Origin of the sequence: Streptomyces sp. NPDC052016 (assembly GCF_044548445.1) — a bacterium.
Classification (GTDB): domain Bacteria; phylum Actinomycetota; class Actinomycetes; order Streptomycetales; family Streptomycetaceae; genus Streptomyces.
This window is the reverse complement of sequence record NZ_JBIUBX010000003.1, coordinates 19247-42290: the sequence shown is the minus strand read 5'-3', so window position 1 is coordinate 42290 and position 23044 is coordinate 19247. Positions and strand designations below refer to the sequence as shown.

At 74.1% G+C, this 23044-nt stretch carries 21 protein-coding genes; 12 read left to right on the top strand and 9 right to left on the bottom strand.

Translation table 11 applies throughout. From position 1 onward, the window contains the following. Positions 1-28 precede the first annotated feature (28 nt). Positions 29-811 (top strand): peroxide stress protein YaaA, encoded by a 783-nt coding sequence (gene yaaA, locus ACIHAR_RS05175; protein WP_400017079.1) that lies wholly within the window; start codon positions 29-31, stop codon positions 809-811. A gap of 94 nt (positions 812-905) precedes the next feature. Beyond that, positions 906-1568: a bifunctional 4-hydroxy-2-oxoglutarate aldolase/2-dehydro-3-deoxy-phosphogluconate aldolase gene (eda, locus tag ACIHAR_RS05170; protein WP_400017077.1), complete on the top strand. Its 663-nt coding sequence runs from the start codon at positions 906-908 to the stop codon at positions 1566-1568. Here the strand turns inward: eda and ACIHAR_RS05165 are convergent. From ACIHAR_RS05165 to ACIHAR_RS05155, 3 genes are read right to left on the bottom strand one after another with little or no spacing between them, the layout of a single operon-like run. Then, positions 1540-2925 carry a bifunctional RNase H/acid phosphatase gene (locus ACIHAR_RS05165; protein ID WP_400017075.1) on the bottom strand — a complete coding sequence of 462 codons (1386 nt, stop codon included), beginning with the start codon at positions 2923-2925 and terminating at the stop codon, positions 1540-1542. The genes eda and ACIHAR_RS05165 overlap by 29 nt on opposite strands. 12 nt (positions 2926-2937) lie before the next feature. Continuing rightward, positions 2938-3681: a C4-type zinc ribbon domain-containing protein gene (locus ACIHAR_RS05160; RefSeq protein ID WP_365455183.1), complete on the bottom strand. Its 744-nt coding sequence runs from the start codon at positions 3679-3681 to the stop codon at positions 2938-2940. After that, positions 3678-4526, bottom strand: coding sequence for a Nif3-like dinuclear metal center hexameric protein (locus tag ACIHAR_RS05155; RefSeq protein ID WP_365455000.1), 849 nt, complete (start codon positions 4524-4526; stop codon positions 3678-3680). Before ACIHAR_RS05155 ends, ACIHAR_RS05160 begins: the two co-directional genes overlap by 4 nt. A gap of 1399 nt (positions 4527-5925) precedes the next feature. Here ACIHAR_RS05155 and ACIHAR_RS05150 point away from each other — a divergent pair. After that, a complete protein-coding gene (locus ACIHAR_RS05150) occupies positions 5926-7080 on the top strand; it encodes a hypothetical protein (protein WP_400017072.1) in 1155 nt (384 codons plus the stop codon). 94 nt (positions 7081-7174) lie between these two features. Continuing rightward, entirely contained in the window at positions 7175-7333 is a 159-nt protein-coding gene (locus ACIHAR_RS05145; RefSeq protein WP_365454994.1) for a hypothetical protein, read from the top strand. Positions 7334-7504: 171 nt separating this feature from the next. Here ACIHAR_RS05145 and ACIHAR_RS05140 read toward each other — a convergent pair whose 3' ends face one another. The 3 genes from ACIHAR_RS05140 to ACIHAR_RS05130 are packed head-to-tail and all read right to left on the bottom strand — an operon-like array spanning position 7505 to position 10478. Next, complete coding sequence (locus ACIHAR_RS05140) at positions 7505-8443, bottom strand: 3-oxoacyl-ACP reductase (RefSeq protein ID WP_400017069.1); 939 nt, start codon at positions 8441-8443, stop codon at positions 7505-7507. Between the two features lie 19 nt (positions 8444-8462). Beyond that, positions 8463-9545 (bottom strand): Zn-dependent alcohol dehydrogenase, encoded by a 1083-nt coding sequence (locus tag ACIHAR_RS05135; protein WP_400017067.1) that lies wholly within the window; start codon positions 9543-9545, stop codon positions 8463-8465. A 39-nt stretch (positions 9546-9584) separates the two neighbouring features. Then, entirely contained in the window at positions 9585-10478 is an 894-nt protein-coding gene (locus ACIHAR_RS05130; protein ID WP_365454985.1) for a MaoC/PaaZ C-terminal domain-containing protein, read from the bottom strand. Positions 10479-10730: 252 nt separating this feature from the next. On the opposite strand from ACIHAR_RS05130, the gene ACIHAR_RS05125 reads away from it, so the two are divergent. Then, positions 10731-12200 (top strand): hypothetical protein, encoded by a 1470-nt coding sequence (locus ACIHAR_RS05125; protein ID WP_400017065.1) that lies wholly within the window; start codon positions 10731-10733, stop codon positions 12198-12200. Here ACIHAR_RS05125 and ACIHAR_RS05120 read toward each other — a convergent pair. Continuing rightward, positions 12197-12850 (bottom strand): class I SAM-dependent methyltransferase, encoded by a 654-nt coding sequence (locus tag ACIHAR_RS05120; RefSeq protein ID WP_365454979.1) that lies wholly within the window; start codon positions 12848-12850, stop codon positions 12197-12199. The two genes, ACIHAR_RS05125 and ACIHAR_RS05120, sit on opposite strands and share 4 nt — an antisense overlap. Positions 12851-13088: 238 nt before the next feature. Continuing rightward, positions 13089-15056 carry an MFS transporter gene (locus ACIHAR_RS05115; RefSeq protein ID WP_400017063.1) on the bottom strand — a complete coding sequence of 656 codons (1968 nt, stop codon included), beginning with the start codon at positions 15054-15056 and terminating at the stop codon, positions 13089-13091. Between the two features lie 59 nt (positions 15057-15115). On the opposite strand from ACIHAR_RS05115, the gene ACIHAR_RS05110 reads away from it, so the two are divergent. The 6 genes from ACIHAR_RS05110 (at position 15116) to ACIHAR_RS05085 (ending at position 21299) form a co-directional block, all read left to right on the top strand. After that, complete coding sequence (locus ACIHAR_RS05110) at positions 15116-16594, top strand: DHA2 family efflux MFS transporter permease subunit (protein ID WP_400017061.1); 1479 nt, start codon at positions 15116-15118, stop codon at positions 16592-16594. A 51-nt stretch (positions 16595-16645) separates the two neighbouring features. Continuing rightward, on the top strand, positions 16646-17185 hold the full coding sequence (locus ACIHAR_RS05105; protein WP_365454973.1) for a SigE family RNA polymerase sigma factor: 540 nt from the start codon (positions 16646-16648) through the stop codon (positions 17183-17185). Then, a complete protein-coding gene (locus tag ACIHAR_RS05100; protein WP_400017057.1) occupies positions 17185-18012 on the top strand; it encodes a hypothetical protein in 828 nt (275 codons plus the stop codon). The genes ACIHAR_RS05105 and ACIHAR_RS05100 overlap by 1 nt, the downstream gene beginning before the upstream one ends. Positions 18013-18268: 256 nt before the next feature. Continuing rightward, complete coding sequence (locus ACIHAR_RS05095; protein WP_365454967.1) at positions 18269-19213, top strand: N-acetylmuramoyl-L-alanine amidase; 945 nt, start codon at positions 18269-18271, stop codon at positions 19211-19213. A gap of 170 nt (positions 19214-19383) precedes the next feature. Next, positions 19384-20190: a hypothetical protein gene (locus ACIHAR_RS05090; protein WP_365454964.1), complete on the top strand. Its 807-nt coding sequence runs from the start codon at positions 19384-19386 to the stop codon at positions 20188-20190. A gap of 98 nt (positions 20191-20288) precedes the next feature. Continuing rightward, positions 20289-21299 (top strand): LLM class F420-dependent oxidoreductase, encoded by a 1011-nt coding sequence (locus tag ACIHAR_RS05085; protein ID WP_400017054.1) that lies wholly within the window; start codon positions 20289-20291, stop codon positions 21297-21299. A gap of 4 nt (positions 21300-21303) precedes the next feature. Here the strand turns inward: ACIHAR_RS05085 and ACIHAR_RS05080 are convergent, their stop codons facing one another. Beyond that, positions 21304-22566, bottom strand: a complete 1263-nt coding sequence (locus ACIHAR_RS05080; protein ID WP_400017052.1) for a hypothetical protein — start codon at positions 22564-22566, stop codon at positions 21304-21306. 161 nt (positions 22567-22727) lie between these two features. Between ACIHAR_RS05080 and ACIHAR_RS05075 the strand changes: the two genes are divergently transcribed. Then, positions 22728-23021 carry a hypothetical protein gene (locus tag ACIHAR_RS05075; protein WP_365454955.1) on the top strand — a complete coding sequence of 98 codons (294 nt, stop codon included), beginning with the start codon at positions 22728-22730 and terminating at the stop codon, positions 23019-23021. Positions 23022-23044 lie beyond the last annotated feature (23 nt).

The window sequence follows — 23044 nt, the reverse complement described above, 5'->3', positions numbered from 1 at the left end:
GCGGAGCCCTACCGAAGGAGAAACGCTCGTGCTCGTCCTGCTGCCCCCGTCCGAAGGCAAGGCCGCGTCCGGCCGTGGCGCCCCGCTGAAGCCGGAGTCGCTGTCCCTGCCGGGGCTCGCCGCCGCCCGTGAGGCCGTCCTCGCCGAGCTGGTCGAGCTCTGCGCGAGCGACGAGGAGAAGGCGCGCGAGGTGCTGGGGCTGAGCGAGGGGCTGCGCGGCGAGGTCGCGAAGAACGCGGAACTGCGCACGGCGGGCGCGCGGCCGGCCGGGGAGATCTACACGGGCGTGCTGTACGACGCCCTCGGCCTGGCCTCGCTGGACGCGGCCGCGAAGAAGCGCGCCGCGCGGTCGTTGCTGGTCTTCTCCGGTCTGTGGGGTGCCGTCCGGGTCACGGACCGCATCCCGTCGTACCGCTGCTCGATGGGGGTGAAGCTGCCGGGGCTCGGCGCGCTGGGCGCGCACTGGCGGGCGCCGATGGCGGACCTGCTGCCCGAGGCGGCCGGGGACGGGCTGGTGCTGGACCTGCGGTCGGCGGCGTACGCGGCCGCGTGGAAGCCGAAGGGGGAGGTCGCCGGGCGGACGGCGAGCGTGCGGGTGCTGCACGCGCCGACCCGGAAGGTGGTCAGCCACTTCAACAAGGCGACGAAGGGGCGGATCGTCCGCGCTCTGCTGACGGCGGGCATCGACCCGAAGGACCCCGCCGAGCTGGTGGTCGCGCTGCGGGACCTGGGCTACGTGGTGGAGGCGAAGGAGCCGGCGCGGGCGGGGTCGCCGTGGACGCTGGACGTCCTGGTGGAGGAGATCCACTAGCGGAGGGGCGCCGGAGCGACCGGAGGGCGCCGAGCCATTGCAGCATACGCAATGGCCTTTGCGCGTGGTGCACGTCGCGGGCAGGATGAGGCGCATGACCTCACCCCTGTCCTTCTCTTCGGCTGCCTCCGTGCTGGATCTCGCGCCCGTCGTACCCGTGGTGGTCCTGCGGGACGCGGCCGATGCCGTACCGCTGGCCCGGGCCCTGGTCGCGGGCGGGCTGCCGGCGATCGAGGTGACGCTGCGCACGCCCGCCGCGCTCGACGCGATCCGGGAGATCGCCGACGCGGTCCCGGAGGCGGTGGTCGGGGCCGGGACGGTGATCACACCGGAGCAGGTGACGCGGTGCACGGAGGCCGGCGCACGGTTCCTGGTGAGCCCCGGCTGGACGGAGGCGCTGCTGGCGGCGATGCGGGCGTCCGGGACGCCCTTCCTGCCCGGTGTGTCGACCACCTCGGAGGTGGTGGCGCTGCTGGAGCGCGGGGTGCGGGAGATGAAGTTCTTCCCGGCGCAGGCGGCCGGGGGAACCGCGTATCTCGGGTCCCTGGCCGGACCGCTCCCGCAGGCCCGGTTCTGCCCCACGGGCGGTATCGGCCCGGACAACGCGGCCGATTACCTCGCGTTGCCCAACGTCGGCTGCGTGGGCGGGAGTTGGATGGTTCCCGGAGACGCGGTGGCGGCCCGGGACTGGGAGCGGATCGAGGAGCTGGCGCGCGCTGCCTCGCGGCTCAGGGACGCAGGTGGGACGTGTCGTTGAGGAGGCGGAGGCTGGCGTTGCCGTCCGCGTAGTACGCCACGACCGACAGGGAGGCCGCCGACAGCTCCATCCGGAACAGGGACTCGGGCGGCGCGCCCAGGGCGAGCCGTACGAGGGTCTTGATCGGGGTGACGTGGGTGACCAGCAGCACGGTGCGGCCCGCGTAGGCCGCGGTCAGCTTGTCGCGGGTGGCGGCGATGCGGGTGGCGGTCGCCGCGAAGCTCTCGCCGCCGCCCGTGGGCTCCGCCTCCGGGTCGGCGAGCCAGGCGTTCAGGTCGTCGGGGTAGCGTTCGCGGACCTCCCCGAAGGTCAGCCCCTCCCAGGCGCCGAAGTCCGTCTCGCGCAGCCCGTCGTCCACGGTGACCTCGAGGCCCAGACGGGCCGCGACGGCGTCGGCGGTCTCCCGTGTCCGGGCGAGCGGGGAGGCCACGATGTGCTGGACGGTGCCGCGCCGTGCGAGGGCGGTGGCCACCCGGTCGGCCTGCTCTCGGCCGATGGCGGAGAGGGAGGGGTCGCTGCCGCCGCTGCCCGAGAAACGCTTCTCGGGCGTGAGGGGGGTCTCGCCGTGACGGAGCAGGACGAAGGTGGCGGGGGCGCCCAGGTCGGGGGCGGACCAGCCGGCGGACGGCTGCGCGGTCGCCGCTCGGGCGGTCGACGGTTGCGGCGCGGCCGACGGTTGCGGCGCGGTCGACGGTTGCGGCGCGGCCGACGGGGTGGCGACGGTGCGGGCGGCCCGGAGGTCGGCGTCGGCCTTGGCACCGGGGACGGCGGCGGCCGGGGTGGCCGCGGTCGCCGTGGCGTCGGACGGGCGGGAGCGGGCCAGCGCCTCGCGCGCCCTCGCGGCGCCGGCGGCCGCGTCTCCGGGCGGGCCGGACGGCTCGGGAACCGCCGGAGCGGAGGCGGACGCCTCCAGGGCGGCCCGGGAGGCCCCGGCGTCCCACTGCTCGCCCCGCCGGCCCGCGTCCATCGCCTCGTTGGCGAGCCGGTCGGCGTGCTTGTTGCGCTCGCGCGGGATCCACTCGTAGGTGACCTGGCCGTGCGGGAAGACGCGGGCGGCCTCGGCGGCCAGCGGCTTCATGTCCGGGTGCTTGATCTTCCAGCGGCCCGACATCTGCTCGACGACGAGCTTGGAGTCCATCCGGACGCGCACCGCCGCCGACGGGTCGAGTTCCCGGGCGGCGCGCAGCCCGGCCAGCAGGCCGCGGTACTCGGCGACATTGTTCGTGGCCACGCCGATGTACTCGGCGCGCTCCACGAGGGTCTCCCCCGTCGCCGCGTCGATCACCACGCTGCCGTAGCCCGCGGGCCCCGGGTTGCCCCGCGACCCGCCGTCGGCCTCGACGATGAACTCCCGCACGCCGTCCGCCCCTTACAGCCCCGACTCGGAGGTCCGCACCAGGATGCGGCGGCAGTTCTCGCACCGCACGACGGTGTCGGGAGCGGCCGAGCGGATCTCGTTCAGCTCGGTGATGGCGAGCTCCTGACGGCAGCCCTGGCAGGTGCGGGCGTACAGCTTCGCCGCGCCGATGCCGCCCTGCTGCTCGCGCAGCTTGTCGTAGAGCTTGAGCAGGTCGGCGGGGACGGCCCCGGCGACGACCTCGCGCTCCTTGGTCACCGTGGCGGCCTCGCCGTCGATCTCCTCGAAGGCGGCGTCCCGGCGCCCGGTCGCGTCGTCGATCTTCGCCTGGACGGAGCCGACCCGCTCGGTCAGCTCGGCGACCCGCTCCTGGGCGGCCTCACGGCGCTCCATGACCTCCAGCACCACGTCCTCGAGGTCCCCCTGGCGCTTGGCGAGGGAGACGATCTCCTTCTGCAGGTTCTCCAGGTCCTTCGGGGAGGTGACGGCGCCGGAGTCGAGCCGCTGCTGGTCGCGGGCGGCGCGCTGGCGCACCTGGTCCACGTCCTGCTCGGCCTTGGTCTGCTCGCGGGCGCAGTCGCTCTCCTCGGTCTGCGCGGCCACCAGGAGGTCCCGCAGCTGCGTGAGGTCCTTGGTCAGCGACTCGATCTCGGCGTGCTCGGGCAGCGACCTCCGCCGGTGGGCGAGCTGCTGCAGGCGGACGTCGAGGGCCTGGACGTCGAGGAGTCGGATCTGGTCGGCGGGCGCGGCGTTCAGTTGGGGGCTCCAGGTGAAGGGGTGGAAGGGGAGTGACCGGTCCAGGGGTCGGTGACCGTCTTGGAGACGTGGACCCTGAGGCCCCAGCCGTACCGGTCGGAGATCTCGTCGAGCTGGGCTGCGGCCAGCTCGCACCAGGGCCACTCGGTGGCCCAGTGCGCCGCGTCGAGCAACGCGAGAGGACTGTGGGCGCGGGCCTCGGACGCCGGGTGGTGGCGCAGGTCCGCGGTGAGGAACGCGTCCACGCCGGCGGCGCGGACGTGGTCGAAGAGGCTGTCGCCGGATCCGCCGCTCACGGCGACGGTCCGCACGACCGCGTCCGGGTCGCCGGCCACCCGGATGCCCTGCGCGGTGGCCGGCAGCCGCTCGGCGGCACGGGCGGCGAACTCGCGGACGGTGAGCGGGTGGTCCAGCTCGCAGATCCGGCCGAGGCCGCGACGCCCGTCGGGGTCGGAGGAGTCGGGGACCAGGGGCCCCACGACCCTCAGATCGAGCGCCCCGGCGAGCGCGTCGCTGACGCCGGGGTCGGCGGTGTCGGCGTTGGTGTGGGCGACATGCAGGGCGATGTCGTTCTTGATCAGGCGGTGCACGACCCGCCCCTTGAAGGTGGAGGCCGCGACGGTCGTCGTCCCGCGCAGATACAGCGGGTGGTGGGTGACCAGCAGGTCGGCGCCCAGCTTCACCGCCTCGTCGACGATCTCCTCGACCGGGTCGACGGCGAAGAGCACCCGCCCGACCTCCTGGTCGGGAACGCCCACCACCGTGCCGACCGCGTCCCAGGACTCGGCCCGCTCGGCGGGCCACAGCTTCTCCAGCGCGGCGATGACTTCAGACAGACGGGGCACGGGGAAAGGCTACCTGCCCGGCTTGCGGGGCTGCATCGCCGTGGGGCTCTGGCCGAGGGCTGGGCGGGGGTGTTCGCCCACCCACCCGCCCGACTCGGTTGGTTGAGAGATCAGGCCCTTGGGGCTTCGCCCCAAACCCCAGCGGGGGCTCCGTCCCCTGCAGCCCAGCGGGGCTCCGCCCCCTGCACCCCTGCGGGCTCCGCCCCTGCACCCCTGCGGGCTCCGCCCCTGCACCCCGGCCGGGCCGGCCTCCTGTATCGCGACGAGGCCGGCCTCCTGCCCTCCGGGGCCGTCCTGCACCCGGGGGGACGCCCCAAAAGGTGCGCTTCCAGCCGACCCCTTCGGGGCGGAGCCCAGGGCAGGCACCCTGCCGCCGACCGAGTCGGGGGGAGGTCGGCCGACCTCTTGGGGGCGCAGCCCGGGGCGGGCGTCTCCGAGTCGGCCGAGTCGGGCGGGCCAACCCTTCAGCGCGGGCCCGGAGCGGGAACCCTTCCGTCGACCGAAGAGGGCGGGCGGGCCGACCTCCTCAGGGTGGAGCCCGGGACGGGCGCCTCCCGGCCGGGACGGGCCGGCGGGTCACCCCCTTCGGCGCGCGGGCCAACGCGGGCACCTCCCCGCCAACCGAGTCAGGCGGACCGGCCGACCTCTCCAGAGCGGAGCCCGGGACGGGCGCCTCCCGGCCGGGACGGGCCGGCGGGTCACCCCCTTCGGCGCGCGGGCCAACGCGGGCACCTCCCCGCCAACCGAGTCAGGCGGACCGGCCGACCTCTCCAGAGCGGAGCCCGGGACGGGCGCCTCCCGGCCGGGACGGGCCGGCGGGTCACCCCCTTCGGCGCGGGGGCCAACGCGGGTGCCTGCCCGCCGCCCGAGTCGGGCGGAGCGTGTGGGCCGACCCCCGGAGCCAAACCCAGACGCCCACCCCCTCGCCGACCGAGTCAGGCGGGTGGGCCGACCCCAGAGCGGAGCCGGGGCAAGCGCCTCCCGACCGGGTCGCGGGAGCGGGCCACCAGCTTCGGTGCGGGGCCAACGCGGGTGCCTGCCCGCCACCCGAGTCCGGTGGGGCGTGTGGGCCGACCCTCCGGAGCCAAGCCTGCCCAGACGCCCACCTCCTTGCCGACCGAGGGCGGGCGGGTGGGTGGGCCGACCCCCGGGACAGAGCCCAAGGCGCCCACCTCCTCGCCGACCGAGTCGGGCGGGCGGCTGGGCCGGCCCCCGGGCGGAGCCCGAAGCGGCCGCCTCCCCGTCGGCCGGGTCGGGCGGGTGGGTGGGCAAGGAGCACGAACGCCTCGTTCCTCGATGGCGAATCGGTTCTGCACCACTCGTAAGAGCGAAACCCGCACCGCCCGAAACGCCGCCCGTGCGTACGAAAACTAGCTTCGTCGCCGGAGGTGACCGCGCCATGACGGCCTGTGCAATCGAATCCACCGCGGAGGACGAGGACGACGACCGTGCGCCGCACGCGGACTGCGTGATCACGGCGGACGGCGCCTACGCCGCCCGCCTCGCGCGGGACGGAGAGTCCTGGTTCCCCGAGCGCTGGACGCTGGACGGCCCCGAGCCGTACGCCGTACCGCTGCCCGTCCACCAGCCCGAGGAGCCCGGCACGGAAGTGCACCCGATGGCCGACGGCCGGGTCCTCGTCCACCGGCTGGTGCAGAAACGGCACGCCTTCTCGCTGCTGTACCCGACCGGGCCCGGCACGGGCGAGCTGCCCCTGGGCGCGGTCGAGTGCCCGGACGGGGGCACCCGGCTGCGGCTGCTGCCGCCGGCGCCGTGCGGCGAGCGGGCGTACGCCCTGGCCGTGGGCCCGCGTTCGACGACCCTGTGGCTGGTGGCGGGCGGCGCCTTCGGCCCGGAGCACGTCGCCGAGATCCCCGGCCGCTGCTCGGGCGGGGTGTGGCTGGACCGGACGGGACGCATGCTGGCGCTGGACCGGGAGGCCGGCGGCCGCACGAAGGCGGTCGTGGTGGACCTGGAGCGGGGCGGCGAGGTGTCCCCACTGCTGCAGATCGCCGCCGACAGCGACGACCGCCTGCTGCTCGCGGACCCCGACAGCGGCCTGCTCCTCATCCGCTCGGACGCGCCCTCACCCGGTGAGCCACGGCTGGGCTGGGGTGTGCTCGGCAGCACGTTCCCGGTGCGTTTCCCGGAGTCGCTGCGGCTGCCCGACTGCACCCTGACGCCGTTCGCGATCCAGCCGGGCCAGGTGCTGCTCCCGGAGGACTGCGCGGTGGCCCTGCGCGTCGACGGCCCGTTCGGCAGCTGGGTCGGCGTATGGCGCGCGACGGAGCGGCACCTGCATCAACTGGCCCCGCCGAAGGGGTGGCTGACGGGCAGCGGCCTGTGGACGCGGGACGGCGTGCTGCGTCTGCCGTACGCGACGGAGGCGGAACCGTGCGGCGTCGCGCGGATGACGGCGCCCCTCGCGCGTCCGTCCACGGAGCCGCCGCACACCGCCCCCCGGCCCTGCGCCGAACCCCCCGCCGCGGAGCGCTCCACCCCTCGCCCCGTGCCCCTCCAGGAGGCCCCACTGAACCGACTTGTAACGAAGTAGCAGCGGTTGGCGTGGCCGCCTGGATCCGCCCCGAGGTGCGCCGGATAAACTCACCCGGCTGTAAAAGATCATGTTGACGGGGTGAACTCTTCCGATGAGCGACGCAAGCAACACGCAGCCGCTGTCCGCCGACGCCCAGGAGAACGCCGGTCACGGCCGGCACCGGGGCCCGGTCTCGTCCCACGACGGCGAGTCCGCTCCCCGCGGCAGGCACCGCAAGCCGGCCGAGGAGAAGGCACAGGCGGCTGTCTGACGGTTCGACGGGAGGGCCCCGTCCGTCCTCGTGACGGGGGGCCCTCTTCCGCGTTCCTGACACCCCTCAGCGTTCCCGCGCGTTCCTGCACTCCTCCGCGTTCCCGCGCGTTCCTGCACTCCTCCGTGTACCCGCGCGTTCCCGCCCTCCTCCGCCTTCCGTCCCCTCCCCCTACTCCCGCCGCAGCCCCAGCACCTCCACCGCCGCGAACGTCTCCTCCACCGGCCGCTCCGCGTAGTGCGGTGTGAGGGCGGCGTCCAGCTCCTCGTACGTGAAGGCCTCCTGCTTGCTGTCGAACTTCGCCCGTATCCGTGGCCGTTCGACGACGGCCACCATCCCGCCGTGCGCGACGAGCAGTTGCCCGTTGACCCGCCCGGCGGCCGGCGAGGCCAGGTAGCCGACGAGTGGGGCGACGTGTTCGGGCGCGAGCGGGTCCAGGCCCTCCTCGGGGTGTCCTAGGCCCGCGAAGACGTCCTCGGTCATCCGGGTGCGGGCGCGCGGGCAGATGACGTTGGCCGTGACGCCGTACTTGGCGAGGGCGTGGGCGGTGGACGTCGTGAGCCCGACGATCCCGCCCTTCGCCGCCGCGTAGTTGGGCTGCCCGGCCGAGCCCGCCAGGAACGCCTCCGACGAGGTGTTCACGATCCGCCCGTACACCGGCCCGCCCGCCGCCTTGGACCGTGCGCGCCAGTGCGCGGCGGCGAAACGGGTGGTGTTGAAGTGGCCTTTGAGGTGGACGCGGACGACCGAGTCCCACTCGTCCTCGGTCATGGAGAAGACCATGCGGTCGCGCAGGATGCCCGCGTTGTTGACGAGTACGTCGAGCTTGCCGAACGCGTCGATCGCCGACTCCACCAGTTCCCGGGCCTGCGCGAAGTCGGACACGTCCCCGGCGTGGGCGATGGCCGTGCCGCCGGCCGACCGTATCTCCGCGGCGACCTGCTCGGCCGGTCCGGCCGACGCCTCGCCCGAGCCGTCGCGGCCGGACCGCCCGTGGTCGTTGACGACGACGGCCGCGCCCAGCCGGGCCAGCTCCAGCGCCTCGGCCCGCCCGAGCCCGCGCCCGGCGCCGGTGACGATCGCGGCGAGTCCTTCCAGCGGAAGTGACATGGTCTGCTCCCGCCCGCCGTCAGATCTCTATGCACGTACGCAGGGCGGTCCCCGTGCGCATCTGGTCCAGCGCCTCGTTGATCTCCGCCAGCGGCACCCGGTGGGTGATCAGGCCGGCCAGGTCGATCCGGCCGGCCCGCCACAGGGCGATGGTCCGCTCGTAGGAGCGCAGGACGTCGCCGCCGCCGTACATCGACGGGAGGATGCGTTTCTCGTCGAAGAACAGCTCGAACATGTTGAGCTGCAGGAAGTCGTCCATGGCGCCGGCTCCGACGACGACGAGGGTGCCGCCGCGCCGGGTGTTCTCGTAGGCGGTGCGGGCGGTCGCGGAGCGGCCGACGACCTCGAAGACGTGGTCGAAGCCCTCGCCGCCGGTGACCTCCTGCTTCGCGCCGGGCAGCTCCTCCGGTGGAACGGCCCTCGTGGCGCCGAACCTCAGCGCGGCCTCGCGGCGCGACGCGACCGGGTCGACGGCGACGATCTCGGCGGCGCCCTTGAGCCGGGCGCCCTGGATCACGGAGACGCCCACTCCCCCGCATCCGATGACGGCGACCGACGAGCCGGCCTCCACGTCCGCGGTGTTCAGGGCGGCGCCCAGACCGGTGGTCACTCCGCATCCGATGAGCGCGGCGATGTCGAAGGGCACGTCGTCGGGGATGGGGACCGCGCATCCGGCGTCGACCACGACCTCCTCGGCGAAGGTGCCGGTGCCGGCGAAGCCGAAGACGTCGGAACCGCCGTCGCACCTGCGGAAGTTGGGTGTGCCGGCGTTCATGAATCCGGCCAGGCACAGTTCGGTCTGGCCGCGCCGGCAGGCGGGGCAGGTGCCGCAGGCGGGCAGCCAGCACACCACGACCCGGTCGCCGGGCCTGACCCGGGTGACGCCCTCGCCGACCTCCAGGACCTCTCCGGCGCCCTCGTGGCCGGGCACGAACGGCGCGGGCTGCGGCAGCACCCCGCCCATCGCGGACAGGTCCGAGTGGCACAGCCCCGTGGCGCGCACCCGGATCCTGACCCTGCCGGGGCCGAAGCCCACCGCCTCGACGTCGTCGAGGACCTCCAGCTTGTCCTGGCCGATCTCGTGCAGTACGGCTGCGCGCATGGTGCGGCTCCCCTCAATTCCCCTAGGAGGACGGGTGGTTCAGGAGTGGTGGACGATGGTGTCGGCGAGGACCGGCGCGTCGTCCCTCCCCCACGCCCGGCTTCGCTCGCGCGGGGGGACCCCCCTGACCGCGCCGACCTCCACCCGTACCGCGCCCTGCCGCCGCCACATGCGGATGCGCAGGGTCTCGCCGGGGTACACGACTCCGGCGAAGCGGGTGGCGTACGACCGCACGCGGGTCACGTCCCCGTCGAGCAGCGTGTCGACGACGGCCTTGAGGGTGATCCCGTAGGTGCACAGGCCGTGCAGGATGGGCCGCTCGAAGCCGGCGCGCTCGGCGAACGCGGGGTCGGCGTGCAGCGGGTTGTAGTCGCCGGAGAGGCGGTAGAGCAGGGCCTGGTCCTCGCGGACGGCCCGCTCGACGACCTTGTCGGGGTCACCGGTGGGCGCCTCAGGGCGGGCGGACGGCCCCCGGTCGCCGCCCCAGCCGCCTTCCCCCCGTACGAAGATCTGGGCGTCGTTGGTCCACAGCGGCCCGTCTGCGTCGGCGACCTCGGTGCGCATGACGAGGACGGCGGCCTTGCCCTTGTCGTACACGGCGGCGATCCGGCCGGTGGCGGTCGCCCGGCCCTCCACCGGGATCGGGCGGTGGACCTCCAGGTGCTGGCCGCCGTGCAGGACCCGGGCGAGGTCGACGTCGACGCCGGGCATGGACAGTCCGCCGATCACGCCGGGCGAGCCGGAGCCCGCGACGGTGGCGAAACTCGGCAGGACGTGCAGCCGGGACTCCAGGGTGTAGCGCAGTTCGTCGGGGTCGGTGGCGGGGACGCCCGCGCCGATGCCGAGGTGGTAGAGCTGGACGTCCTTGCGGTCCCAGGCGATCTCGCCGGTCCGTGGTTCGGCGGCGAGCGCCTTGGCTGCGTCGATGGGCATGGGGCTCCTGGCGGGTCTCGAGACCTCGGCACGACCGTCCGCACCGTCGGCCGTACCGAGGTCGTCACGGGCGGATCTAGAACGGGTTCCAGTCCGGCGCCCTCTGTATAACCCAGCACCCGTCACTTGTGAAGATATCTGACGCATCGTCAGCTACCTGCTTCAACCCGTGTGGAGGCGGTGCGCGAGCGCGCCGACAGGGCTCACCGGGTCGGCTGCGGCGGCCCTGTGAGCCCCTGGCATAGTGCCGTGATGCTTCGACGAACAATGACCGGCGGACGTGCGGCGGCCCTGGCGGTGAGCATCGCCTCCGTGCTCGCGACGGCCGGGGCACCCGCCGCGGCCGACGGCTCCGGGCAGGTCATGGTGCGGCTGGAGACGCCCTCCACCTTCGTCATGTACAACGCCGACGAGGGCGCCGCGGCCTCGAACGACGACTTCGTCGTGCCGGTCGCCGTCGTGCCCGGCGGGGGCCCGGCCCGCGACGTCAAGGTCGTCGTGGACGCGTCGGGGCTGGCGGGCGTCGCCGTCGCGAGCAAGGGCGGCTACGGCAACTGCACCGGCGACGGCCCGGTGTTCACCTGCGTCTACGGCGACCTCCAGAACGGCGACGGCGAGGCCAACGCGCCCTTCACCCTGCACGGGCTGGACGGCGTCCGGCCGGGCGACAGCGGGACGGTCACGTACACCGTCACCGCGGACAACGCGGCCCCCGTCACCGGCGTCACCCGCATGACCGTGGGCGGCCCGACGCTGCACGCGCCCGGCCCGGAGAAGAGCGTGAGCGGGCTGGAGCCGGGCCGGGCCGCGGCACTGACCCCGAGGTTCGCCAACAACTCACGGTTCCCGGCGCGGCAGGGTGTCGCCCTCCGGGTCGACGTGTCGGAGGGGATGACGCTGACGCCCCGGCACAGCAACTGCTTCTACGCGGGGCCCGCGCCCACCTCGGCGTGGTGCGCGTTCCCCACACGGGCCGCGCCGGGCGCCGCCTACCGTACGAGCGCCCCGCTGCTCTACTCGGTCACGCCACCCGGGAAGCCGACCGGTGACGTGACCTACACCTGGTCCGCGGACCCGCGCAGGCCGGCCGACCACACCGTGCGCGGCACGGGCGCCCCGCTCGCCCTGGTCCCCACCCCCGGTGAGGGCTTCGGCGACGGCTACGGCAGCGTCGGCGTCACCACCACCGTGCAGGCCGACTACCGTCCGGTCACCGCGACCGTGCGGGGCCGGGTCGGCGACACGGTGAAGGTGCGGCTCGGCGTGCGCAACCTGGGTCCCGGCGAGCCGTCCGACTCCGAGTCGCTGGGCCGCTTCGAGGTGGTCCCGCCGGAGGGCACCACGGTCACCTCCGTCCCGTACTCCTTCGAGGGAGACGGCGGGGAGTGGGCGTGCGACCGGCCCGCCGGGCCCGGCGGGGCGTTCGTCTGCGCGATCGGGTACGACCCGTTCTACGAGGCCCGGGACGGCCGGGGGACGACCGCCCTCGACTTCCACATCCGCATCGACAGGCGGGTCCCGGGTGCGAGGGGCACCATCCGCGCCTACAACCCGTACGACCGCACCCCCGGCAACGACGTCGCCGCGATCCCGCTGGAGGCGTCACCGGCCCTGCCGTACCGGACCTTCCGGCAGCCCGGCACCTGGTTCGCGATCGGTGCGGGCGCCCTGGCGGCGGTCGCCCTGGCGGTCGGGTACCGGCGTCGCCGGGCGGCGTCCTAGACGCCGGTGCCGGTGCGCCGCAGCACCCGCAGGGAGCCGGTGTCCGAGACCTCCGTGAAGGCGCCGGAGGCCAGGGCGCGCAAGTAGACGCGGTAGGGAGCCTGGCCGGTGAACTCGTCGACCGGGTCCGGGAAGACGTCGTGGATGACGAGGAGCCCGCCCTGGGCGAGGTGCGGGGCCCAGCCCTCGTAGTCGGCGTTCGCGTGCTCGTCGGTGTGGCCGCCGTCGACGAAGACCAGGCCGAGGGGGGAGCCCCAGACCTTCGCCACCTGGGGCGAACGGCCGACGAGGGCGACGACGTGCTCCTCCAGGCCCGACCTGTGGAGCGTGCGGCGGAAGGTGGGCAGGGTGTCCATCAGGCCGATGTCGGGGTCGACCGTCTCCGGGTCGTGGTAGTCCCAGCCGGGCTGCTGCTCCTCGCTGCCCCGGTGGTGGTCGACGGTGAGGGCGGTGACCCCGGCCCGGCGGGCCGCGTCGGCGAGCAGGATCGTGGAGCGCCCGCAGTAGGTGCCGACTTCGAGGAGCGGCAGCCCGAGCCCGCCCGCCTCCACGGCGGCCGCGTACAGCGCCAGCCCCTCGTCCACGGGCATGAACCCCTTGGCGGCCTCGAACGCGGCCAGGATCTCGGACTCGGGTGCTGCCGCGGGCATGGGGTTCCTCTCGGTCGTACGACTGTCCCGGCGACCATGCTGCCGCACCCCCGCCGGCGGCCCGGCAAGGGGTGCGGACGACAGGCCCCCGGTGAGCCCGCTTCAGGACGCGGGGAGGCGCGCGCCGGCCACGGCGATGCCGCGAGCGCCGCCCGGGGGGCCACGGCTCGGCAGGCCCCCTTCCGAGGAACGGGCCCCGGTACGGCGACCGCCGCAGGGCACGGCGCCCCGCGGGGCGCTAAGCGCTCACGGTCTCCCCCGGCAACGGCAGATCGACGTCCACCGCCCGCTCGTCCCCGGCGTGCGTCACCGACGAGGCGTACGGCCCGTGCCCCGCGGCCCGCGCGGCCAGCACGTACGCCCCCTGGACCGGCACCGCGAGGGCGTAGGTGCCGTCGTCGGCGGAGAGCGTGGCACCCGCCCGGCGGCCGCGGCGGTCGATGAGGGTGACCTTGGCGCGGGCGACCGGCGTGCCGTCGGCGTCCAGGACACGGCCGCGGAAGCCGCGCAGCGCCTCCTCGGCGCGCTCGAGGTTGGCGTCCTCCTCGCTGGAGGCGCGCAGCTGCGGCCGGCCGGCGGGGGTGCGTCCCGGCAGGAAGAGGGCCAGCAGCAGGCCGACGGCGACGGCGGCGGTGGCGATGAGGAAGGAGACGCGGAAGCCGTGCATGGTCGGGACGGCGACTCCGTTCACGGTGTGCGCGGTGTTGGCCAGGACCATGCCGATGACGGCGCTGGAGACGGAGGTGCCGATCGAGCGCATCAGCGTGTTGAGGCCGTTGGCCGCGCCGGTCTCGGAGGCCGGGACCGCGCCGACGATCAGCGCGGGCAGGGAGGAGTAGGCGAGACCGATGCCGGCGCCGAGGACGACCGCGATGACGAGGCTCTGCCAGGCGGCGCTCATCAGGCCGAGGCCGGCGCCGTAGCCGATGGCGATGACCAGCAGGCCGAGGATGAGGGTGACCTTGGGGCCGTAGCGGGCGGACAGCCGGGCGTAGACGGGGGCGGTGAACATCATCGTCAGGCCGAGCGGCGCCACGATCAGGCCCGCGGCGACCATCGACTGGCCGAGGCCGTAGCCGGTGGCGGTGGGCAGTTGCAGGAGCTGCGGCAGGACGAGGGAGACGACGTAGAAGCTGACGCCGACCATGATCGAGGCGAGGTTGGTGAGCAGGACCTCGCGGCGGGCGGTGGTGCGCAGGTCGACGAGCGGGGCCTTGAGGCGCAGTTCCATCACGCCCCACAGGACGAGGACGACGGCCGCTGCGGCGAAGAGGCCGAGGGTGGTGCCGGAGGTCCAGCCCCAGTCGCCGCCCTTGGTGATCGGCAGCAGGAAGAGGACGAGACCGGCGGACAGGCCGAGCGCGCCGGGCAGGTCGAAGGAGCCTCGGGCGCGGGCCGGGGACTCGGGGACGACGAGGAGGGTCAGCGCGATGGCGAGGGCGCCGAGGCCGGCGGCGCCGTAGAAGAGGGCGTGCCAGTCGGCGTGCTGGGCGACCAGGGCCGCGGCGGGCAGGGCGAGGCCGCCGCCGACGCCGATGGAGGAACTCATCAGGGCCATGGCCGAGCCGAGCTTCTCGGGGGGCAGCATGTCGCGCATCAGGCCGATGCCGAGGGGGATCGCGCCCATCGCGAAGCCCTGGAGGGTGCGGCCGGCGATCATCGTGAGCAGGTCGCTGGTGACGGCGCTGAGAAGCGCGCCGGCCACCATCACGGCGAGGCTGGCGACGAGCATCCGCCGCTTGCCGTACAGGTCGCCGAGGCGGCCCATGATCGGCGTGGCGACGGCCCCGGAGAGCAGGGTCGAGGTCAGGACCCAGGTGGCGTCACCGGGAGCCGCGTCCAGAAGCTGCGGCAGGTCCTTGATGACCGGCACGAGCAGGGTCTGCATCACCGCGACCACGATGCCCGCGAAGGCGAGCACCGGAACGACGGCGCCGTTCGCTCGGGGGGCGGGCCGTTCGGTCGGGGTGTGCGTCATGGCGCGGGGCCTCCAGGCTGGGTCGGGGAAGTACGTGCAGACTGAACCCCGTATGCACGAGCAACTATTCCGATGCTTCGGCCCACTAACGAAATCTTGACCTTCTCTTGGGGAAGCCGGGTGCGCGGACGGGCTCCGGCCGCAGCGACCGGACGGCCACCGGACCACCGGGCGGTCCAGGTCCCTCACCCGATACCCGCGCACCCGGGTCCAGGCCCCTCTCCCCATGCCCGCGCACCGGGGTACGCCCCCATGCGCGATGCGGGCCGCACGCGGCGGTTGAGAGCATGACGTCCATGTCCGATGCCGCTCACGCCTCCTCCCGCCGTACCTCCGCCCCCGGCTGGCTCGTCGTGGCGCTCGCCTGCGCCGGACAGTTCCTGGTCGTCCTCGACGTGTCCGTCGTGAACGTGGCGCTGCCGTCGATGCGGGCGGAGCTGGGGATGAGCACGTCCGGGCTGCAGTGGGTGGTGAACGCGTACGCCATCGCCTTCGCCGGTTTCATGCTGCTCGGCGGGCGGGCCGGTGACCTCTACGGACGCAAGCGCGTCTTCCTGGTCGGGCTGGCGCTGTTCACGCTGGCCTCGCTGGCCGGCGGGCTGGCCGGGGACGACTGGCAGTTGCTGCTGGCGCGGGCCGTGCAGGGCCTCGGCGCCGCCGTGCTGGCGCCCTCGACGCTGACCATCGTCACCGGCGCGGTCCCGGAGGGCGCCGCGCGGGCACGGGCGATCGCGACATGGACGGCGGTCGGCGCGGGCGGCGGAGCCGCCGGCGGGCTCGTGGGCGGGGTCCTGGTCGACCTGCTGTCGTGGCGGTGGGTGCTGCTGATCAACGTCCCCGTGGGGGCGGTGGTGCTGGCCGGGTCCGTGCGGTGGCTGGCGGAGAGCCGGGCCGGGGACGGCCGGCGCCTGGACCTGCCCGGCGCGCTCCTGGTCACGGCGGGCCTGGCCACGCTGGCGTACGGCGTCTCGCAGACGGAGGCCGAGGGCTGGACGGCGTCCGCCGCCCTGGTGCCGCTGGCCGCCGGGCTGGTGCTCGTGGCGCTGTTCCTGGCCGTCGAGGCCCGTACGGCGGCGCCGCTGATGCCGCTCGGGCTGCTGCGGCTGCGGCCGGTGGCCTCGGCGAACGTGGCGATGTTCCTGTCCGGCTCGGCGATGTTCTCCACGTGGTACTTCATGACCACCTACGCGCAGAGCGCGCTCGGCTACACCCCGATGGAGGCCGGTCTGGCGCTGATGCCCAGCTCCTTCGCCCTCGTCCTCGGCTCGAAACTCGCGCCGCACCTCATGCGGGCGGCCGGGGCGCGCACCGTGGCGACGCTGGGCGCCCTGGTGGCGGTGGCCGGGTTCGGCTGGCAGTCGACGATGCGCGCCGACGGAGCCTACGTCACCGCGATCATGCTGCCGGGCGTCCTGATGATGCTGGGCGCGGGCCTGTCGGCGACCCCGCTCGCCGCACTCGCCACGTCGGGGACGGCGCCGGGCGAGGCCGGTCTGGTGTCGGGGCTCGCCAACACCTCCCGCACCATGGGCGGTTCGCTGGGGCTGGCGGTGTTCTCGACGGTCGCGGCCGCCCGCACCGGCGGACGCGGTACGCCGCAGGCGCTGACGGAGGGCTACGCCCTGGCGTTCCGTACGGGAGCGGGGGTGCTGCTCGCCTGTGCCGTGCTGATGCTGGTGTGGCTGCCGCGCGGGACGTCCGCGGTGCCGGCGGGTCCCGAGGCCGCGGGGGCGGAGACCGGGACAGCCGGGATCTCCACGGGCTGAGGCAACGAAAATGCCCCCTCATGGCCTCCTAGGAACATCCAGGAGGTGCCCATGGGGGATCGGAAACAGGCCGGGGACACGGAGTTCCAGGCCTTCGTCGTCGGCCACTGGCCGCGGCTGATGCGTACGGCGTTTCTCCTCACGGGGGAGCAGCACGCCGCGGAGGACCTGGTCCAGTCGACGCTGGAGCGGGCCTTCGTGGCCTGGCGCAGGGTCGCCTCGGCCGACGACCCGGAGGCGTACGTACGGCGGGTGATGATCAACGCGCACGCCCGCAGGTACCGCAGGAAGCTGCGGGAGTTCCTCGCCCCCAAGGACGACACGGGGCTCGCGCACGAGGTCGCCGACACCGGCGACCAGATCTCCCGCGCCGACGACCGGCACACCCTGCTGACGGCGCTGGTCGAGCTGCCGCCGCGGCAGCGGGAGGCGGTGGTCCTGCGCTACTGGGAGGACCTGACCGAGACGCAGACGGCCGAGGCGATGGGCTGTTCGGTCGGCGCGGTGAAGAGCAACGCGGCCAAGGGGATCGCGAAACTGCGCGCCGTACCGGGACTGGCGGCGATGGTGACGCACGGAGGGCGGAAGTGATGAGCGCGGACGCGGAGACGGGGCACGACATGAAGCACCAGGACATCGCCCTCCTGCTGGCCGAGGCCGCGGACGGGGTCGAGATCGGCACGGCGCCCGCCCAGGCGCTGCTCCGCGGCGGCCGCCGCCGCAGGGCGCGTCGCAGGGCCGTGGCGACGGCCGCGGCGCTGGTGGTGGTGGGGGCGACGGGGGCGCTGGCGTCGGGTGGGCTGCCGGGCGGTGACGGCGAGCGAGTGGCGCCGGCGGCGACGCAGTCGCCGACCGCTTCGCCGAACCTGTTCCAGCCCCACGGCAGGACCACGCTCGCGACCGGGACGGACGGGGGCAAGGAGTGGCGGGTCACCATCGACGTGTGGCCGGCCCCGGTCGACACCCAGGAGGCCCAGGCCATGATGGACGCCATGGCGGAGTACGGCGAGACGCCGACGGCCGTGCGCACGGCCGCGGAGCTGGTCGGCAGGAGCGCCTACTTCGTGCACCGGGGCACAGAGGAGAACGGCATCGGCTGGGAGCATCTGACGCTGTCGTCCATGACCACCCGGGACGACCACATGGCGGGCAAGGACATCGACGCCTTCGCCGTCCCGTTGGACCCGGGGTCCCCCGGCCCCGACCGGCTGGTCATCGGTCACGTCGCCAAGACCGCCCGGCAGGTGACGTGCACCTGGGAGGACGGCACGACCTCCGAGGTGCGCAGGGCACCGGCGGACATGGAGACCGCCACCGACGACCCGGCGATCCGCCCGGCCGAGGGCTCCCCGTTCAACTGGTTCGTGTGCCTGGCCCCGCAGGGCACGGAGTACCGGTCGGCGGAGGTGACGGGCTAGGGGGTGTCCGCGAAGTCGCGTCGTCCGCCCGGAGGGCGGGGCCTGCGGCGTCTGGTGCGTGCTCTCAGCGTGCCGGGCGGGCGCCCGCGTACTGGTCGTACTCGGGTGTTCGCCCGGTGCGGCGAGAGTGCGTGCCAGGCGTCGCGGGCCAGGCGAGACTCGCGGACACCCCCTAGGAGGGTGCCGGGAGGGGCCCGTCATCCGTCCGGCCGCCGTCCCAGGGTGGGCCCCGGCGAGGCCCGCTAGGGTGGCAGACGTGTCGTACGCAGGCCCGGAACTCGATCCCCCCAACCCCCGCCGCTCCCCGCTGCGCCGCCCGCTGGCCGTGGCGCTCGCCGCGCTGGTGCCCGGCGCGCTGCTCGGGTGGCTGGCGTACGAGGCGCTGGGCGGCTCGGGGGACGGCGGGCCGGGCCGGGCGACGGGGGCGGCGTCGAGCAGCCAGGCCTCTCCCACGGCCGGTGCGGACGGCGACGAGAAGCCTGCCCCCGCCGCACCGTCCGCCACGGCGTCCGCACCGGCCGGCGTGGGCTCCCTCCGGGGCAAGGTCGTCGTCATCGACCCCGGCCACAACCCGACGAACTTCCGGCACACCGCCGAGATCAACCGCAAGGTGGACATCGGCACCGGCGCCAAGGAGTGCGACACCACCGGCACGTCCACCAACGACGGTTACAGCGAGGCCGCGTTCACGCTGGACGTGGCGCACCGGCTGCGCACCCTGCTGCAACGGCAGGGCGCCACCGTGCGGTTGACGCAGGACGCGGACCGGCCGTTCGGGCCCTGCATCGACGAGCGCGCCCGGATCGGGAACGCCGCGCACGCCGACGCGGTGGTGTCGATCCACGCCGACGGCTCGGGGACCGGCAACCGCGGCTTCCACGTGATCCTGCCGGGCGCGGTGCGGGCGGGCGCCGCCGACACCCGTGCCATCGTGGGCCCTTCGCGGGAACTCGGGAAACTGATCGCCGCCGACTTCGGTCGCGCCACGGGCACCGCTCCCTCCAACTACGTCGGCGACGGCAGCGGTCTCGTCACGCGCGAGGACCTGGGCGGTCTCAATCTGTCAACGGTTCCCAAGGTGTTCGTCGAGTGCGGCAACATGCGCGATAGCAAGGACGCGGCGCTGCTCACCAGTGGCGCCTGGCGGCAGAAAGCGGCGCAAGGGATCTCTGACGGAATCGTGAGTTTCCTGCGCGGGTAGTGATCAGCGCGCTGATCCCGGCGGACAGCCCGATCGTTCGGACGATAGTGTCGTCCCAACGATGAGGGGCCACCCCCGCGCTTCCCACCCGGGCCTCCCGGCGACATGGTGACAGCGACGCCTCTACCGATGCGTGGACCGATGACGAGACGACTGACGAAGGACCTGAAGTGAATATCCGCTCCCTCACTCGAGGCGACGGCGTGGTGATCGGAGCAGCGGTATTGCTGTTCATCGCGTCGTTTCTGGACACGTTCGACGGCTCAGGCGACGACGTCCCCAACGCCTGGGACAACCTCGGCCTCCTGATGAGCATGTACGTCGGTGGCATCATCGGGGCGGCCCTGATCGTCGTGGCCCGCACACTCCCGCAGCCGCGCAAGGTGGTCGGCCTGGACCTCGGTCAGCTCGGGGTCGCGCTGACGGTCTTCGCCGCGTGGACCTCGTTCTGGTCGATCATCGACCCGCTGGGCGCGTTCACCGACGCCTTCGACGGTGCGGACATCGACACGGGTGCCGGTCTCATCCTCGGCCTCATCGCCGCCCTCCTGCTGGCCGCCGCCGCCATCGCCGGACCACTGGTCCCGGCGTTGCAGGCCGCGCTGATCCCGGCCCCGAAGCCGCCGGCGCCGCAGCCCTACGGCGCCCAGCCGCCCGGTGGTTACGGCTACCCGGGTGCGCAGCAGCCGCCGTTCGGCGGTCAGCCGCAGCAGGGCCAGCCGGGCCAGCAGCCGTTCGGCGGGGGCCAGCCGGCCCCGGCGCCGCAGCCGGCGGCCGCGGACTTCTCGCCGTTCTGGTTCGCGGTTCCGGTGCCGCGCCCGCTGTACGGGGAGGACGGTGCGCCGATGCCGATCGCCGAACTGGCCCCCGGCACCTGGTACCTGGCCGTCGAGCAGGGTTCCCAGGGCCTGGTCGCGCAGACCCAGGACGGCCGACGCGGCGTCCTGCGCGACACCTCCGGAATCCAGCGCGGCTGAGCCCGCTCCCTCCGGCGCCTCACGGCCTCTCGCCCTTCCGGGCGGGGGGCCGCTGCCGTACAGTCACCTCCCGGCTGACGCACCGTCAGGAGGCAGGCATGCGGCTCGGTCTGGCACTCGGCTATTGGGGACGCGGTCCCTCCGCGGACCACGTCCCGCTCGCGCAGGAGGCCGAACGGCTCGGCTACGACTCCGTGTGGACGGCCGAGTCCTGGGGGTCGGACGCCTTCACCCCGCTCACCTGGATCGCGGCCCGCACGTCGAGGATCCGGCTGGGGACGGCCGTGGCCCAGATGGCGGCCCGCTCGCCGACCACCACCGCGATGCACGCGCTCACCCTCGACCACCTCTCGGGCGGCAGGATGCTGCTCGGGCTGGGCCTGTCCGGCCCGCAGGTCGTCGAGGGCTGGTACGGACGTCCGTTCCCGAAGTCGCCGCTGACCGCGACCCGCGAGTACGTGGACGTCGTCCGGCAGGTGCTGCGCCGCGAGGCACCGGTGGAGCTGGCCGGGCGCTTCCACCCCCACCCCTACCGCGGCCCGGACGGCACCGGCCTCGGCAAGGCGCTCAGGCCGATCACCCACCCCCTGCGCCCGGACCTGCCGGTCCTGCTGGGCGCCGAGGGGCCGAAGAACGTGGCGCAGACGGTCCGGATCGCGGACGGCTGGCTGCCCCTGTACTGGGCGCCCGGCCGCCCGGAGGTGTACGGCCCGGCGGTCGCCGATCTCCCACCCGGCTTCCTGGTGGCCCCCATGGCCCAGGTCCGCGTCTGCGACGACGTCGCCGAAGGCCTCCTGCCCGTCAAGGCCATGCTCGGCTTCTACATCGGCGGGATGGGCCACGCGGGCCGCAACTTCCACGCCGACCTGATGGCCCGCATGGGCTACGAGAGGCAGGCCCGGCGGATCCAGGAGCTGTTCCTCGCCGGACGCCGCGAGGAGGCCGTACGGGCCGTCCCCGACGCCTTCGCGGACGAGATCTCCCTGGTCGGCCCACGGGAGAGGATCGCCGAGCGGCTTCAGGCGTGGCGCGAGGGGCCGGTGACCGACCTCCTGGCCCTCGCGCCCGACCCGCACACCCTGCGGGTGCTGGCCGAGCTCAACTCCTGACGCGTCAGCGGAAGATGGCGACCGGGTCCAGGGTCAGCTCGCCCGACTCCCGGTCCCAGGTGCGGACCTTGCCCAGGCAGCGGGCCTGGAACTCCCCCGTGTAGTAGGCCTCGTCGCGGAACTCGCCCCGGCCCTCGGACTCGGCGCAGGTGATCTTCAGGCGGGCGATCGGCAGGCCGGTGCCGTAGCGGGCACGCAGCTCCACGTCGCCGTTGTCGATGCGGCGGGCGGTGAAGCGGGCGGTGACGGAGACCCACTCGGTCATGACGGCGCTCAGCGGCACGCGCCCGTCGTCGGGCCCGTCGCGCAGGGTCTCGGCGAGCGAGCGGTTGAGGACCAGACGGCCGGTGGTGAGGTCGGCGTCCACGATGACGTCCTCCTTGCGCATGGTGTCCACGAGCACGCCGATCACGTTCATCGGCGTGCTCTCGCGCAGGTAGGTGGTGACGCGCTCGTCGGTGACGGCCCGGTCCGCCCGGCCCGTCCAGGCGAGCCGGGGGTCGTCGACGTTCTGGGTGCCCGGGGTGCTGTTCCGGTTGGCGACGAAGGCGAGGAGGCTGAGGTAGGTGCCGGCGGAGTTGGACTCGCAGACGCTGGAGGTGCGCACCAGGACCCGCCCGCTGTTGCTGTGGCCGCCGGCCTGGTCGAAGCCGATGCCGTTCCAGGTGTCGGCGCCCTCGATCTCGCCGTCGCCGTCCTGGTCGGCGGTGGTCCGGTCGCCCGCCCTGCCGTCGAGCAGGTTCATGAAGGCGGGCATGTCGAGGTCGTAGTAGAGCGTGGGGCCGCCGTCGGGGGGTCGCTGCGGGGTGGCGACGCCCGCCTTCACCAGGGTTTCGGCGTAGTCGCGGAAGGTCCCGAGCACCAGGGGCGTGACGAAGGGGCGGACCGAGCGGACGGACTTGTCCTGCCGGTCGAGGATGAGCTTGGCGGCGGGCTGCCCGGACGGGAAGACGGCGTCCATGTCCTTCAGGGACTGGGTGGCGATCCCGCGGGAGCCGAGGCGGTGGATGTCGACGCGTATGCCGTGTTCGAGCAACAGCCGTTCCACTTCGGGATCCCGGAAGAAGTCCGACTTCGACGCCATCCTCGCCTCGACGGTGACGATCCGTTCGAAGGGACGGAGCGCGTTGCCCGAGACCGTCAGGGCGATCAGCCCGGCCAGCGCGACCGGCAGAGCGACAGCGACATGCCGGGGAACACGGCGGCGCCCGACCCGGCGCGTGGTCAGTCTCGGTTCCTCGATCGGGGGTCTTCCGGCCTCGGACAACGGCCCTCCTGCCACTCAAGGGGGCAGGATCATCGTGGACGCCTTCGAACACCGCCCCCTGGAAACGTCAATTCCACGCCAACACAGGGGAAAGGGTCACCGCGTGGCGCGGGCGGCCGTGCGGAGGGTTTCGTACCGGCGCGAGCGGCAAGCCGGACAGTATGTCCCCTCGATATCGCAACGGTGCGAGTCAGGCCGGGACGGTCATCGCCGTCGTGGCCGACGTCATGGCCCTCATCCTGGGCCTGTGGATCCTCATGTACCTGCTGGACGCCAACCGGGGCAACGACTTCGTGCAGTTCGTGCACGACGTGGCCCGCTGGCTGGCGGGCTGGTCCCACGACCTGTTCACCTTCGACGAGGCGTGGGCGAGGGTGGTCGCGGGGTACGGCCTGGCGGCGGTGGTGTACCTGTTCGTGGGCCACGCGATAGCGAACCGGGTCCACCGCCACTGAGCCTCCGCCGGTGAGCCGTTCGC

Excerpts from the sequence above, each read along its gene's own strand:
- ACIHAR_RS05110 (WP_400017061.1), top strand. The coding sequence starts at position 15,116 with ATGACGTCCATGTCCGATGCCGCTCACGCCTCCTCCCGCCGTACCTCC.
- ACIHAR_RS05130 (WP_365454985.1), bottom strand. The coding sequence starts at position 10,478 with ATGCCCATCGACGCAGCCAAGGCGCTCGCCGCCGAACCACGGACCGGC.
- ACIHAR_RS05115 (WP_400017063.1), bottom strand. The coding sequence starts at position 15,056 with ATGGGGAGAGGGGCCTGGACCCGGGTGCGCGGGTATCGGGTGAGGGAC.
- ACIHAR_RS05125 (WP_400017065.1), top strand. The coding sequence starts at position 10,731 with ATGCTTCGACGAACAATGACCGGCGGACGTGCGGCGGCCCTGGCGGTG.
- ACIHAR_RS05105 (WP_365454973.1), top strand. The coding sequence starts at position 16,646 with ATGGGGGATCGGAAACAGGCCGGGGACACGGAGTTCCAGGCCTTCGTC.
- ACIHAR_RS05135 (WP_400017067.1), bottom strand. The coding sequence starts at position 9,545 with ATGCGCGCAGCCGTACTGCACGAGATCGGCCAGGACAAGCTGGAGGTC.
- ACIHAR_RS05145 (WP_365454994.1), top strand. The coding sequence starts at position 7,175 with ATGAGCGACGCAAGCAACACGCAGCCGCTGTCCGCCGACGCCCAGGAG.
- ACIHAR_RS05100 (WP_400017057.1), top strand. The coding sequence starts at position 17,185 with ATGAGCGCGGACGCGGAGACGGGGCACGACATGAAGCACCAGGACATC.
- ACIHAR_RS05085 (WP_400017054.1), top strand. The coding sequence starts at position 20,289 with ATGCGGCTCGGTCTGGCACTCGGCTATTGGGGACGCGGTCCCTCCGCG.
- ACIHAR_RS05120 (WP_365454979.1), bottom strand. The coding sequence starts at position 12,850 with ATGCCCGCGGCAGCACCCGAGTCCGAGATCCTGGCCGCGTTCGAGGCC.
- ACIHAR_RS05150 (WP_400017072.1), top strand. The coding sequence starts at position 5,926 with ATGACGGCCTGTGCAATCGAATCCACCGCGGAGGACGAGGACGACGAC.
- eda (WP_400017077.1), top strand. The coding sequence starts at position 906 with ATGACCTCACCCCTGTCCTTCTCTTCGGCTGCCTCCGTGCTGGATCTC.
- ACIHAR_RS05140 (WP_400017069.1), bottom strand. The coding sequence starts at position 8,443 with ATGTCACTTCCGCTGGAAGGACTCGCCGCGATCGTCACCGGCGCCGGG.
- ACIHAR_RS05075 (WP_365454955.1), top strand. The coding sequence starts at position 22,728 with ATGTCCCCTCGATATCGCAACGGTGCGAGTCAGGCCGGGACGGTCATC.